Here is a 13,379-nt window from a genome sequence, read left to right as displayed (position 1 = left end):
AATCGCTCGGGAAAGGAGTGACCCTATGCCTATCATTCAGTTAACCCCGCAATTGCAGCAAAACGTTCGCATGATGAAACGCGTTGATCGTCGCGAAGATGCAAACACTTTGTTAACTACACACTCATTATCATTATCTAAAGAAGAATTTTCCGCAGCGGTAAGAACATTTAACCGTCCTGCACATACTAGGCAGAAAGAACTAGTGGAACCCAAATGTGAATGGTGGTAGTTCCTAGTAGTATTTTACCAAATTAAAAAAGGATTGCATAATTAGCCTTCAGCTAATCATGCAATCCTTTTTTCGTTTTCTTGCAAAGATTTTTGCGTGTTTTGCACAAGAATGAAAAATAGGTTGAAATCAGTGAAATGATTTATGTGATGCCCTTACAACAAGTTAACTTTATGATAATAAGTATATATATGGAAAATGGCACTCGATTCTTTGAATGGATGAGAAGAAAGGAGTTCAAGGTATGAAAGATAAAATAATGAACCGATGGAGTACCTATGAGCCCTTCTATATCGAACTAGCTGATAAAAAGATCGTCGATATTGTTATCACGCATCATGCCCATAGTCGATGGATCACTCGTGTGGAAAGTGAACAAACACAGCTTGAGGAGATATGTAACTATTTATGGGATAAGCTTAAGAGTGGCAACATAGCGCCCTACTACCGCAACGAAGAAGAAGTATACGTTATCGATGATGATTTACTAATGGTTGTCCAATTTATTGAGGTAGAAAATGAAACGGATCTGATCGGCAAACCCTTACACAGAATGATTGTCATCACCTTCCTCGGATTTATGTCTAAAACCATGGAATTGCGTGACTTACGATCCTATTATTCTTGGTTGCGTCATTCCAGAAGAATGACGCTAATTAAGAATAACAGGAAGAAAAGATAACGAGGAAAGCCATCATGCCGAAGCGCGCACCTGCTTTCACGACCCTACAAGAATAAAAAACGCTGCGGCGCATGGGATAACCACTCCGGTTATTCTCCCATGCGCCGCAGCACTCCATTTAATCCTAAGCCGTCCCGAAGGTGACGCCCAGTTCCCGAAGCCGCTTGCGGTACGCGATACTCAAGCGATCTGTATTCAGATGCAGCTCCGCCTGAAGATCGAGCGGTAGCAGCTCTGGCTTCTGGTTTTCGACCATCTCACGATCCTGCTCAATGAGCAGATCCTGGAACTGAACGAAAACCTCGTCAGGTTCCTCATACGCATAGTTCCTCTGCTTCAACATGAACGCTTTGCTCATCTGCTCCGTTTCCGGCAGCACCATCAAGAACAACCGGAAGATATGATCCGTATCGCGATCTCTTTTGGTAAAAGCGACACTGAGCGGACCGAACACTTCGTATACGTATCGGCTATGTATGCCGCGCCCCATTCCATCCGGATCGGGTTGATAGACAACGATTTCCTCTGAAGTAAGGACTCCTTCCTCCTCGTAAACCTGATAATCCCCAATTTCGGCATATTCACTATCACCTAGCAAACCCTCATGTACAAACATCAAGTGGGATACGTCGAGGAAGTTCTCTATGATGCGAGGTCCTGCAGCCTGCAAGGTGTAAGGTCCCATGATGACTTCTTTGAAACCGTCAGGGATAAACGCATTCACTTTTGGCAGGGAACTAGTCGGTGTACCTAAGCTCACCCAGATGAAACCGTGTGCCTCTACACATGCGTAGACGAACGCTTTCGCCTTCGAGGGAATCGCTCGATCAGCGGGCAGAGACGGAATTCGCGTACATGTACCGCAGCCGTTGTATGACCAACCGTGGTAAGCACAGACGAGTTCATCCCCCTTCACTTTGCCCAGCGATAACGGTACACCCCGATGAATGCATAAGTCTTTGAAAGCGTGGACGCCTTGCGAGGTGCGGAATACAGCCACTTTTTCACCTAATACGATCACAGGTACCGGTTTATCTATCAGATCTGACGATAACAACACCGGATGCCACTCGTCCATCAAAGCAATATCTTGTATCGCCATCGTCCTAACGTCCTCTCGCGCTTATTTCGGAATGACACCTTTAATGCCCTTAACAAACCAGGTTGTACCCAGAATCTCTTCGTCCGTCATCTTTTTACCCTGTTCAAAACGTATCTTGCCATCTTGATCCACAATAGGTCCTTGGAAAACTTCGAAGGTACCCGCCAATATTTCCTGCTTCTTCTTCTCCACAAGAGCCTTGACGTCAGCTGGCACATTTTTACCTAGAGGAGCGATATCGGTAATGCCTTCTTTCATGGTTCCGAAATACGCGCTGGATTTCCAAGTTCCATCCATGACACTTTTAACCGTTTGTACATAGTAAGGTCCCCAGTTCCATTTCGGGTTCGAAATATAGGTCTCAGGCGCAAATCGTCCCATATCCGAATCGTTTCCGATCCCCCAAACCTTGCGTTCTGCTGCCGCTTGAATACTTGCAGGTGAATCTTGGTACGCAGCCAAAACGTCGACGCCTTTATCCAGCAAAGAAATCGCAGCTTGCTTCTCTGTCGCCGGATCGAACCAAGTATTACTCCAGACCACAGACACATCAATATCCGGATTAACGCTTTGAGCGCCAAGTGTAAAAGCATTAATGGTATAAATAACTTCTGGAATTGGGAATGCACCGACATAACCCATGTGATTGTTCTTAGTCATTTTACCGGCCGCCATACCTACGAGATAAGCACTTTGATATTCGCGCCCCATGTATGTCCCTAGGTTAGGCAGTGTTTTATAGCCAGTTGCATGTAGGAATGTGACCTTCGGGTGCTTTTGAGCTACATTGTACATCGGGTCCATATAACCAAAAGACGTTCCGAAAATAATATCGTTTTTCTGAGCTAACTCTTCAAAAACACGCTCCGCATCAGGACCTTCAGGAATATTCTCAACTACTGTGGATTTGATCCCGAACTCTTTTTCCATCATTAGACGGCCTTGATCGTGCTCGTAAGTCCATCCTCCATCACCGGGAGTTCCAATATAGACAAAGGCGACTCTTGGCAGTTTTTTCTCTGCTTGTGGCGTTATATTTGCAGCTTGGGTTGAAGCAGGGGATGTACTAGGTGCTGTCGTGGTGCTAGTCGTAGTTGATTGTCCGGAGCAAGCGGTTAGGAACATAAGTAAGATAGCTGTTAAGGAAAACATTAGTTTTTTGGTCATAATGGCTTCTGCCCCTCTCTTTTCATCGACAAACCACATTTTTCCACAGCTCTGAAAATGCCTTCATAGCCCGTGCATCGGCATATATTGCCGCACAGTGCCTCTTCGGCCTCCGCCCTAGTCGGGGTAGGATTCGTTTCCCAAAGTGCCGTTAGCGTAACGACCATCCCAGCGGTACAATAACCGCACTGCAGCCCCCCTTCCTCTAACATAGCTTGCTGAACGGGATGCAGCTCTTCCCCCGCCGATATCCCCTCAATAGTCGTCACTTCCTTACCCGCCGCTTGATAAGCCATGAGCAGACAAGAATTAACGGGTTTACCATCAAGCAGTATCATGCAGGCGCCGCATCGTCCAATCTCACAAGAAACTTTTGTTCCTGTCAAAAGCAAGTCATCGCGCAGGATATCCGACATCCGCTTGGAAGCAGGGACCGGTACCGCGACAGCCTTACCGTTAATGGAACATTCAAGCACATAAGTTGTATTAATCAATGGCCTCCACCCCTTCTAACCAATCGATGGACTGCACGATGCTTTCCGGTGAAATCGGAAGTCGATTCACCCAAATACCCGTTGCTTGCCGGACCGCTGCGGTAATGGCTGGAGCCAATCCGACGGAACCGATTTCGCCAACCCCACGCGGGCCAAATGTATCACCATCGGGCAAATCTTCGATCGCTTCTACCCGAATGGTATGAGGGCTATCTTTGAAGGTTGGAACTAGGTACGTGTCCAAATTATGCCGGACGTAATTGCTTTCCTTCATGACGGCATCCTCGGTCAACGTATATCCCAGCGCCATGACGCTGCCGCCCTCGATCTGTCCGAGGAACCCCATCGGATTAATGATAGGACCAGCTGCAATGACGTGATCGGTTTGCAGCACCTTCACTCGCCCCGTCAGCATGTTCACTTCCACTTCCACGATGACGGAGGCATAGGAGTATAAATAATGAGCGCCGACAAGCCCTTCCGGTGTCGTCGGATAGTCGAACTCCGTATGCGCGATGATCGGCTTGGCCGCTGCCTCAGCAGCCTCCGCCAACTCCGCATACGTCACAACCGGCATGCCCGATTCATCGCCCTTGCGATGAATCCCGCCTGCGCCGGTTGCCAGCTCTTCGGCTGCAAGGCCAGCGAGTGCAGACGCCTGCTGAAGCAGCGCCTGCACGAATGGCGGCTTCAGCCGCTGCAGGGCGCGCCACATCATCGTGGTGGCGCGCGAAGCGGTGCTGGATCCGCTGCTTGGCACGCGATCCGTATCGCCGATGACGATGCGGATGTCTTCGGCGGTGCAGCCGAAAAAGTCTTGCAGCATCAACGTCAGCGCTGCGTAAAGCCCTTGCCCGAACTCCTCGAAGCCGAAGGAGGCCTGGATCTTGCCCTCCGGCGTAAGCTCGATGCGGCCGCCGGAGTGATCCGGGATGCCTAAGCCGAGCCCGGCGCCGTGCATCACCATCGCTGCGCCGACGCCTCGGCGGATCCATGGGACTTGATCTTCGCACTTGTCATCCCGCTCTTCAGCCTGCAGCCTCTCCGCATGATCCTGCTGCTCCTCGCTCTCGCCTCCCCGCTTCAACTTCCCGCGCTTCGCCCAGAGCGGCGACTCCTTCACCTTGCTCCACACTTGGTTCGCGCCCTCGGTTTGCACAATCTGCTGGCCCATCGGCCCCGGGTCAACTGGAGCGCGCAAGTTCAACTTACGCAGCTCCCAGGAGTCCATACCGAGCTTCTCTGCTAACCGCTCGATTTGGCTCTCAACGGCAAAAATCACCTGATTGCCGCCAAAGCCCCGAAACTCACCGGATACGCCGTTATTCGTATATACACTCGTCCCCTGAACATCTACATTCGGGATATTATAAGGTCCTATCGCATGTTCCGTAGCAAAATTCAAAACCTCACAACCCAAAGTTGCATAGGCGCCTGTATCCGCAAGAATGCTGACTTGATGCGCGACGAGACGTCCCTCTTGATCCGCGCCGGTCTTCATCTTAATCCGCATCGGATGGCGTTTGATGCCAGATATGACCGATTCACGCCGTGAATTGTGCATTTTGATCGGAGAGCCTGTCTTCAATGCCATCAGAGCACCGAAGGGCTGCACATTGAGCTCATCCTTACCGCCAAAAGAGCCGCCAATCGGACTGGATACGACCCGAATCTGCTCCTCAGCCATCCCTAGAATCCTTGACAGCTGCATCCGATCCTTGTAACCATGCTGCGTCGGCGAGTAAACCGTCAATCGGCCATCATCCTCGGGGATAAATAAGCCGCCTTCCGTTTCCATATAGGTGTGCATTTGACGAGGCGTATAGTACGTCTCCTCTACAATATGTGCACACCCCTCAAACGCCGTTTCTGCCTCCCCATGCTTCAAGCTGGTTCGATGAAGCAGATTGCCATCGGGATGCAGCTTAATCGCACCCGCTTCTAGCGCTGTTTCTGGATCATCTACAACTGGCAATGGTTCATAAACAACCTCGATTAGGCTAAGCGCATATTCAGCGATCTCTTCGGTATCCGCAGCTACCGCCGCCAAAGCATCCCCAATATAACGAACGCGATCATGACAGAACACAGGCTGATGAGGGAAGGCAATGCCGAATAAATTCATCCCAGGCACATCCTCTGCCGTTACCACGACGCGCACACCTGGTGTCATTATCGCCTTGCTTGTATCGATGGAAAGAATCCACGCATGGGGGTAACGGCTGCGAAGCACCTTACCATGCAGCATGCCTGGTGCTGTTAAATCTGTGAGATATCGGAGCTTTCCGGTTACCTTCTCTTCACCGTCAGGTCGGATAATCCACTTTTTTGCATACGTATCACGACCTAGGAGCATCCGCTCCGCCCCCTTTTTGCCACGCTTTATAGCACTCAGAAACGATGAGATTGGCCGCTGTCTGCTTGCGATAAGTAACACCGGCATAATCATCAGCCACAGCATCAAATTCTGCGAACACTCCTTTATGCAGATACTTCAGAAGCTCCTTGGATAAAGGCTGACCCATAGCAGCGGCTTCCAGATCCTTAAACCTTGCTGGAACAGCGCTTCCTCCACCCGCAGCAAACGCAATACGAGTAAGGGTTCTATCCTTTCCTAGACACAGCCTTCCAGCTACCGTTACAACCGAAGGGGTGAACGCTTCTCTTCGTCCCACCTTTAGATAAAACTCAACCTTACTCTCCTCTTCCAACTGAGCCGGCGTTGGTACTACGATCCCTGTCATTATTTCGTTCTGAGACGAAATCGGACTTTCCAGCCACTCCGCCAGCGCCAGTGAATGTTCATTCTGTCCATCCGAGCAAATGATTTGGGCATCCATTACAAGCAATACAGGAATGAGGTCCCCCGTTCGCGACATTACGTTACCTCCGATAGAGGCTAAATTCCGTACAGAAGGCGCTGCGATCTCAGCGCAGGCTTGCACTAGAAGCCCGCATCTTTGCCTTACCAGCTCATTTTTCATCAAATCTGCTAAACAAAGAGCTGGCCCTATATGAATGTGACCAAGAGAATCAACCTTTAATCCCGATAGAGATGAGATATTCCCAAGGCTAATCAGATGCTGTGGGAGCGGTGAAAGTCCGTTTTCCCAGCGAGTGCGGAGCCAGGTGCCCCCAGCAATGAGTACCGATTCATCTCCCCATTTATGCTTCATCCGCATGGCTTCCGCTACGCTCGTAGGCTGCCATACTGAAGGCTGCTGCTCTGGCAGCTGATACAAAGGAACTGACATGAACAACCCTCCTAAGCGTTTTTCATTAGAAAAAACTTATTTCGTAAGCATTCCTGCATTTTTCGTAAAAAAGCTTACTTCTTAATTACTATTGTATTTTCCATATGAACTCTTGCTTCATAATCATTATTGAATATTTTATTGGAAGACATTGGATAATTCCAATAGAAGATGTAATCATGTAAGACGATTCATTCATCCAATCTTACTCTACATGGAGTTGTCTTAAATCGGGGTCAATCGTCATATAGGCATAATTGATGTTTCTGGATGAGTGAATCTCTAATCGCGGTTGAATGATGTTGTAGAAAGTGCAACAATTGCAGCCTAAATCTCACCTTTTTTCCTTCGTTGTTGCATAATGTACAACAATTTGGCCCTATACAGGCCATTTCGAACAAATGGGTTCAAAATGTTGTACAAACTGCAACTTCAAGTTGCTATATAGCCTTTGGGCGTTTGAATTGTTGTAGATAATACAGCATTGCACATGGCAGTTCATTTCAATTATTACTTCAAGCTGTTGCGTTTCAAAAAAAGCCATCCGCATATAAATTAGATCTACTATAAACAATTTTCAAAAACTGCGTCAACTTACTTAACACCATTTTGTTTTTTTGTATAAAAAAATAGCGCATTATTAGTAATAATGCACTCATTCCCTCTTTTATGTTATTTAAGTTCACATATATTTGTGCGAAAATACTTTTTTAGCCTGTTCATAACGATCCAATGTGTCAACATCCATAAATTTTAACTGGTTTTCCTCTTCCACAATTTGACCGCGGTACGCTGGCAAGTGAAACAAGGATCGCGCTCCGGCATCCCCTTCCAAAGCAGCCGCTGCCGGCCACATCCCTCGCCCCAAAATAACAGGAGGCTTCGGCATCCCCTGATCCCCGCTGGCGATATAATCGTAACCCGATTCCTTATTAAACGTATTCGTAAGGCGATATAGCATCTGACCATCTACGAAAGGCTGATCCGCCAACAGGACTAAGATGCCCTCTGCACTCATCTCTTCTGCCACTTTGATCCCTGTGCGCAGCGAGTGCGCCATCCCGTATTCAGCGTCTGCACATATCTCAATACGACATCTGCCTACTAATATATGCATGTGAGCTTCTTTCGGTAACCAATCCAAGGGATCCCCAACACGCACGACAACAACCACACTATGCAGTTCGGAATGAAGGGCTTGCCGCAAAGCAACCCCGCCAAGCCGTACGCCTTCAGCCATTTCTAGTGACTGCTTCGCTGTCCCCATTCGTCTGCTGCTGCCTGCCGCCAAGTACACGCCAATGATCTTCTTCTTCGCAGCGCTCACCATGGGCGGCAGCTTTGGATATCTTGCCCCATGGCTGCAGAGGAGCCCCAGTCTCCAGTCGTGCGAACACCACGCTTAATACGTATCAATTCAGCTACTATGCTGACTGCATTTTCAACAGGGCCTTCTGAACCAATGTTTAATCCAACGGGATAGTGCAGCCAATCCGGCCGCTCTAGTCCTTCAAGCATCTTCTCCGTTCGATCCCTTGACCCCATGATACCGAGGTAACGCAGGCTTGACACCATAGCTCCTCGTACGAATGCTGCATCCTTCTCAAACTGGTGACTCATGACAATGACATAATCCTGCGCATTCAGCTTTAGTTGTTCCACCAATTGCTCTGGAAAAGCCACGACCGTCTCCGATTCCGGAAAACGCTCCGCATTGCAGAAAGCTTCCCGCCAATCCGCTACCACCACGCGAAACCCAACACTTACCGCCATTTGGGCTAGCGGAATCGTATCTTGATTCGCACCAAACACAATTACCCTCGGCTTCGGCGTAAATAGTGAGGCATATACAGAGTGTCGGTCTGAAGACATGCCCTCGTCAGGATCACATAACGTATAGGTTATATTCGAATACCCATCCAAGAATGTACGCAGCAGCTGCATAGCCTCCCCTCGATCCAAGCTAGCTTTCACCACCAGCAGGTTAACAAGCAGCTCCCCGGTAACAGGCTCCAGCAGGATACGAATCAACCCGCCGCACCCAATCGTTTCACCCCAGCCGAAATCGTCTGCAGGTCTCATGTCGTACTCCACCATTTGCGGTTTTTGCGACTTCCATACAGCAGGTAAGTAGGCAGATAGATCCGCTTCCAAACAGCCTGGAGAAATACTGCCTAGCGAGCTTTCATCCGCCATCAGCAGCATAACTGCCCCTTGCTTGCGATAAGCATGGCCTTCCACATGAATAACCGTCGCTAATACACGCGCATGCGCATTACTCTCCACTGCTTGCAAAATGTCATAAGCCTCCATCACTCATCGCACCTCGCTTTATGGATTTATCGTCCTACCATCCAATGGCTAAACCGTCACCGCGAGGGTCCGCAGCACCGCTCATGAAGCCTTTCTCATCAATCACAATGCCCTGCGCTTGCCCCATAATCCCATCCCAAGGGTTCACAGGCTCAACACGATGTCCCCACCTTTTCAAACGTGCATATACCTCGCCATCCAGACGGTGCTCGAGCTTCAATGCATCGCCATCTTCCCCCCACGTACGGCCGTATACCCAACGCGGTAGCGAGATAGCTTCTTGAATGGACAAACCATAATCCAACACGCCTGTCAGTATGGAAAGCTGTGTTTGCGGCTGACCTTCTCCACCCTGCGTACCGAAAAGCATGAAAGGCTTCCCCTCTTTGCTCACCATGGCAGGCATTAAGGTATGAAATGACCTTTTATTCGGCTCTAGAACGTTCGCGCATGCGGGATCCAGTGAGAAAAAAGAACCTCGATTTTGCATAATAATGCCCGTATCGCCTGGTACATAAGCAGCACCGAAGTCGAAATATAAGCTTTGGATAAACGAAACCGAATTCCCTTCATCATCAACAACAGCCGCATAGGCCGTATCCTGCCCAATCGCTGGTGACAAGTGTTCACTCACCTTGAGCGGCTCTGCTTGAATCTCATTCCAGAGCTCCGCAGCGTAGGCTTTAGAAATCAGACGCTCCAGCGGAATTTCCCGAAAATGGGGATCCGTCAAGTAAAGATCTCGGTCTTTGAATGCCTTTTTGATCACTTCGGACATCAGATGATAAAAATTCGCGGAGGCCCGCGGAACCGCACTAACCTCTATATTTTCCAGCATATTCATCATCATTAGCGCTGTGAATCCTTGTGAATTCGGCGGCATTTGATAAATTTCATACCCACGGTAGGTTGTCGAAAGCAATTCCACCCATTCTCCCGAGTAAGTACGGAAATCATCTTCCAGCAGCAATCCACCATCCCGCTGAATGCTGTCAACAACTGTTTGCATCAACGAACCCTTATAAAAGGCATTCCTACCTTCACGTTGAACTAAACGTAACGTTTGGGCCATGTCTTTCTGAACAAGACGATCCCCTTCCTTCAAAAGCTCGCCGCCCGCCATATATAAGGCACTCAGCTGCTCAGAAGCCCGAATGAAAGCCTCGTCCTTACGCATCCAAAAAAGCAGATTACGCGATATAGGAAAACCCTTTTCCGCATAAGCAATCGCCGGATCGAGCAGCTTCTCCCACGGCAGCTTCCCGTACTTCTCCCATACTTGCCACCAGGCATCGACCATTCCCGGAACGGTTATCGCGCTTAGAATTCCTCTTTGGGGAATCGCATGTAACCCTTTATCTTTGTAAAAATCAAGCGTAGCCTGCGCAGCTGACTTCCCGCTTCCATTAAAGCCCGTAAAGGTGCCCGTCGCAGCATCGTGCATGAGGAAAAAGGCGTCCCCGCCAAGCCCCGTCATATGCGGGTAGACGACTCCAAGTGTCGCACTGATCGCAATCGCGCTATCAAACGCATTGCCTCCCTGCTGCAAAATGGCACTTCCCACACTGCTAGCCAAATAATGAGGCGTAGCAATCATGGCGCGCTCGGCTCGCGGCATGATATTTAACATGGCAGCTCCTCCTCATTACGAGCATATAACGTTAACGCTGCTTGCAAAGCCTTACCGACTGTAATATCGGCGCCGTGCCATAGGAGAACCGCCTCCAGTGCACCAAGCACGTGGAGCACGTTTTTCTGATTACAGCTAAAGCCCATCGTACCGATTCGCCAAATTTGACCCTTCAGAGGTCCGAAAGAACTGGCGATTTCAATGCCGAAACTGTTTAACAACATCGAACGCACAGATTCACCAGCGATTCCATCTGGAATATGGATGCAGGTCACAACCGTTAACTTACATTCAGGATTCCCGTACAGCGATAACCCCATTGCCTGAAGGCCTGCAACTAACGCAGCCTCATGACGCTGATGACGACGGTATCGATTTTCTAGGCCTTCCTGCAGGACAAGTCGCAAGCCCTCGCGCAAAGCGTACAACATCGAGGTTGCCTCCGTATGATGATTGAGCCGTTTCGGACTCCAGTAGTCCTGAAGCTGGCCGAGGTCGAAATAGTTGCTCGAAACTGGCTTCCCAGCCGATACTGCCGAACCTTTCTCACGCAGTCCCCGCTCAATCGTTTTGCGCCGCATTACCTTGGCTTCAACACGCTCGTTATACGTAATTGGCGACATGCCGGATGGGACGGATAAACACTTTTGCGTCCCGCCGATAACAGCATCGAGCTGCCACTCGTCTGTCTTAACCGGAACTCCGCCAATCGTAGCGACGGCATCAACAACAAGCAGTGCATCCACTTGGCGGCAAGCAGCGCCGATGCCATCAAACGGTTGGATACAACCCGTGGATGTTTCGCCGTGAACGATCGCAACAATGCTCGGCTTTTCGCGGTGTATGGCAGCGATGATTTCCTCTGGATCGAACACCGTTCCCCATTCTCTCTCCAGCAGGACGACCTCTGCACCGCAGCGCTCAGAGATTTCCACAAGCAGATGGCCAAAGCGCCCATAAATAGGAACAAGCACCTTGTCCCCCGGCTCAATCACACTTACTAGAACAGCCTCAATGCCCGAACGCGAGGTGCCATCTATTGGAAAAGCCCATTGATTTTTTGTTTGAAATACATCACGAAGCATTTCCATCGTCTCATTCATCAGTTCGGTGAATTCAGGATCGAACTGTCCCAGAATCGGATAAGACATCGCCCGCAGTACCCGCGGGTCGACCTCAACAGGTCCTGGGGTCATTATCGTTCGCAGCGAGGGCGACAAGTCTTTATAAGATTTCATCTACTTTCCCCCCATAGCCATATTGGTATAACACATGCACCAGTACTTGGAACCCAGCGACCAGTTCGGCCGGTTCCGTAAACTCATCAGGACTGTGGCTAATGCCCGCGCGGCTTGGAACGAAGATCATCGCTGTCGGACATATCGACCCGAACAACTGCGCATCATGCCCTGCCCCGCTAGGCAGCCGCATACTCTCGAACCTATGGGTATCACAGGCAGCTTCAATTTCTGCCGAAATCCCTTCATGCATAGCCACAGGCGAAGCATGTAAATTTAGGGTCGTATCTATTTGAAGATCTCTTCGCTTCGCGATTACTTCAAACTCAGCTAGCAATCTCGCACGAAAAGCATCCATCTTCCACTCGTCAGTATGCCGAATATCCAGCGTAAATTCAACTTCCCCCGGTACCACATTCGATGTTCCCCGCTTCACTTCCAAACGCCCAACGGTAGCAACAAGCGGTTCACCCTGATCCAGCGCCATCCGTTCTGTCAGAGCCACCATTTCTGAAGCTCCTGCAAGAGCATCTTTTCGCATTGTCATCGGGGTCGTACCGGCATGATTTGATGTGCCCGTTACCACTACCGTCAACCTAATTTGACCAACGATTGCTGTTACTACACCGATCTGTTTCTGCTTATACTCCAAAACAGAGCCTTGTTCGATATGAATCTCAATATACGCTCCTATATCTTCGCGCTTTGCAGGGTGTTCACCTACACTTGCAGTGTCGAAGCCAGCTTGCTGCATTGCCCCAAGCAGAGTCACACCTTCAAGATCAGCAATCCCCGAAGCTCCCGTCAGCGACTTCACACCGGTCACATGACCAGAGCCCCAATAAGCGGGCGGGAAGCGACTTCCCTCTTCCTCACAAAATGAAACCACTTCAAGTGTTCGTTTCGGCGTCCCATAAACCGACTTCAAATAACCAAGTGCCATCATGGAGGCAACTACGCCGTAAGCCCCATCGTATTTACCGCCGTTTTTCACCGTGTCTATATGAGAACCTGTGAGAACCGACTTCAAAGCAAGGTTACTCCCTTGCAGTTTTCCAAATACATTACCAACGGCATCGAAGCCAGCTTCTAGCCCCAACTTGTGCATTTTCCGGGTAAGAGCCTGCTGCGCCTGCAGCCATGGCTCCGTATATAGCAAACGAGTGACTCCTCCGTCTGGGTCAGCCCCATAAGAGGAAAGCCACTCCAGTACTTCCAGCATCTGCTCTGCGTATTTTGACAGCAAATCCAGCGAGTTCGGTGTCAT

Annotated in this window: 12 protein-coding genes; 2 read left to right on the top strand and 10 right to left on the bottom strand. The window is 49.5% G+C overall.

Going from position 1 to position 13,379, the window contains the following annotated elements:
- The first annotated feature begins 25 nt into the window (after positions 1-25).
- Positions 26-232 carry a hypothetical protein gene (locus QFZ78_RS26210; protein ID WP_307551933.1) on the top strand — a complete coding sequence of 69 codons (207 nt, stop codon included), beginning with the start codon at positions 26-28 and terminating at the stop codon, positions 230-232.
- Positions 233-476: 244 nt separating this feature from the next.
- Positions 477-914, top strand: coding sequence for a hypothetical protein (locus QFZ78_RS26205; protein ID WP_307551931.1), 438 nt, complete (start codon positions 477-479; stop codon positions 912-914).
- A 124-nt stretch (positions 915-1,038) separates the two neighbouring features.
- Here QFZ78_RS26205 and QFZ78_RS26200 read toward each other — a convergent pair whose 3' ends face one another.
- The 10 genes from QFZ78_RS26200 to QFZ78_RS26155 form a co-directional block, all read right to left on the bottom strand.
- On the bottom strand, positions 1,039-2,016 hold the full coding sequence (locus QFZ78_RS26200; protein WP_307551928.1) for an aromatic ring-hydroxylating oxygenase subunit alpha: 978 nt from the start codon (positions 2,014-2,016) through the stop codon (positions 1,039-1,041).
- Between the two features lie 21 nt (positions 2,017-2,037).
- Positions 2,038-3,183 carry a BMP family ABC transporter substrate-binding protein gene (locus QFZ78_RS26195; protein ID WP_307551927.1) on the bottom strand — a complete coding sequence of 382 codons (1,146 nt, stop codon included), beginning with the start codon at positions 3,181-3,183 and terminating at the stop codon, positions 2,038-2,040.
- Positions 3,180-3,677, bottom strand: a complete 498-nt coding sequence (locus QFZ78_RS26190; protein WP_307551925.1) for a (2Fe-2S)-binding protein — start codon at positions 3,675-3,677, stop codon at positions 3,180-3,182. The genes QFZ78_RS26195 and QFZ78_RS26190 overlap by 4 nt, the downstream gene beginning before the upstream one ends.
- On the bottom strand, positions 3,670-6,033 hold the full coding sequence (pucD, locus tag QFZ78_RS26185) for a xanthine dehydrogenase subunit D (protein WP_307551924.1): 2,364 nt from the start codon (positions 6,031-6,033) through the stop codon (positions 3,670-3,672). Before pucD ends, QFZ78_RS26190 begins: the two co-directional genes overlap by 8 nt.
- Positions 6,017-6,931 carry an FAD binding domain-containing protein gene (locus QFZ78_RS26180; RefSeq protein WP_307551923.1) on the bottom strand — a complete coding sequence of 305 codons (915 nt, stop codon included), beginning with the start codon at positions 6,929-6,931 and terminating at the stop codon, positions 6,017-6,019. The genes pucD and QFZ78_RS26180 overlap by 17 nt, the downstream gene beginning before the upstream one ends.
- A gap of 682 nt (positions 6,932-7,613) precedes the next feature.
- Positions 7,614-8,261 (bottom strand): nucleotidyltransferase family protein, encoded by a 648-nt coding sequence (locus tag QFZ78_RS26175; RefSeq protein ID WP_307551920.1) that lies wholly within the window; start codon positions 8,259-8,261, stop codon positions 7,614-7,616.
- Positions 8,255-9,244: an XdhC family protein gene (locus QFZ78_RS26170; protein ID WP_307551917.1), complete on the bottom strand. Its 990-nt coding sequence runs from the start codon at positions 9,242-9,244 to the stop codon at positions 8,255-8,257. Before QFZ78_RS26170 ends, QFZ78_RS26175 begins: the two co-directional genes overlap by 7 nt.
- 34 nt (positions 9,245-9,278) lie before the next feature.
- Entirely contained in the window at positions 9,279-10,874 is a 1,596-nt protein-coding gene (gene ggt, locus QFZ78_RS26165; RefSeq protein WP_307551914.1) for a gamma-glutamyltransferase, read from the bottom strand.
- Complete coding sequence (locus QFZ78_RS26160; protein ID WP_307551912.1) at positions 10,868-12,112, bottom strand: pyridoxal-phosphate-dependent aminotransferase family protein; 1,245 nt, start codon at positions 12,110-12,112, stop codon at positions 10,868-10,870. The genes ggt and QFZ78_RS26160 overlap by 7 nt, the downstream gene beginning before the upstream one ends.
- Positions 12,099-13,379 (bottom strand): Zn-dependent hydrolase, encoded by a 1,281-nt coding sequence (locus QFZ78_RS26155; protein WP_307555907.1) that lies wholly within the window; start codon positions 13,377-13,379, stop codon positions 12,099-12,101. The genes QFZ78_RS26160 and QFZ78_RS26155 overlap by 14 nt, the downstream gene beginning before the upstream one ends.

It is taken from the genome of Paenibacillus sp. V4I5 (genome assembly GCF_030817255.1).
In the GTDB taxonomy this organism is placed as follows: Bacteria; Bacillota; Bacilli; order Paenibacillales; family NBRC-103111; genus Paenibacillus_E.
The sequence above is the reverse complement of the archived record's forward strand: the minus strand, read 5'-3'. Positions and strand labels throughout refer to the sequence as shown.

Coding starts and splice junctions, on each gene's coding strand:
- QFZ78_RS26210 (WP_307551933.1), top strand. CDS start 26: ATGCCTATCATTCAGTTAACCCCGCAATTGCAGCAAAACGTTCGCATG.
- QFZ78_RS26205 (WP_307551931.1), top strand. CDS start 477: ATGAAAGATAAAATAATGAACCGATGGAGTACCTATGAGCCCTTCTAT.
- QFZ78_RS26200 (WP_307551928.1), bottom strand. CDS start 2,016: ATGGCGATACAAGATATTGCTTTGATGGACGAGTGGCATCCGGTGTTG.
- QFZ78_RS26195 (WP_307551927.1), bottom strand. CDS start 3,183: ATGACCAAAAAACTAATGTTTTCCTTAACAGCTATCTTACTTATGTTC.
- pucD (WP_307551924.1), bottom strand. CDS start 6,033: ATGCTCCTAGGTCGTGATACGTATGCAAAAAAGTGGATTATCCGACCT.
- QFZ78_RS26180 (WP_307551923.1), bottom strand. CDS start 6,931: ATGTCAGTTCCTTTGTATCAGCTGCCAGAGCAGCAGCCTTCAGTATGG.
- QFZ78_RS26175 (WP_307551920.1), bottom strand. CDS start 8,261: ATGGTGAGCGCTGCGAAGAAGAAGATCATTGGCGTGTACTTGGCGGCA.
- QFZ78_RS26170 (WP_307551917.1), bottom strand. CDS start 9,244: ATGGAGGCTTATGACATTTTGCAAGCAGTGGAGAGTAATGCGCATGCG.
- ggt (WP_307551914.1), bottom strand. CDS start 10,874: ATGTTAAATATCATGCCGCGAGCCGAGCGCGCCATGATTGCTACGCCT.
- QFZ78_RS26160 (WP_307551912.1), bottom strand. CDS start 12,112: ATGAAATCTTATAAAGACTTGTCGCCCTCGCTGCGAACGATAATGACC.
- QFZ78_RS26155 (WP_307555907.1), bottom strand. CDS start 13,379: ATGACACCGAACTCGCTGGATTTGCTGTCAAAATACGCAGAGCAGATG.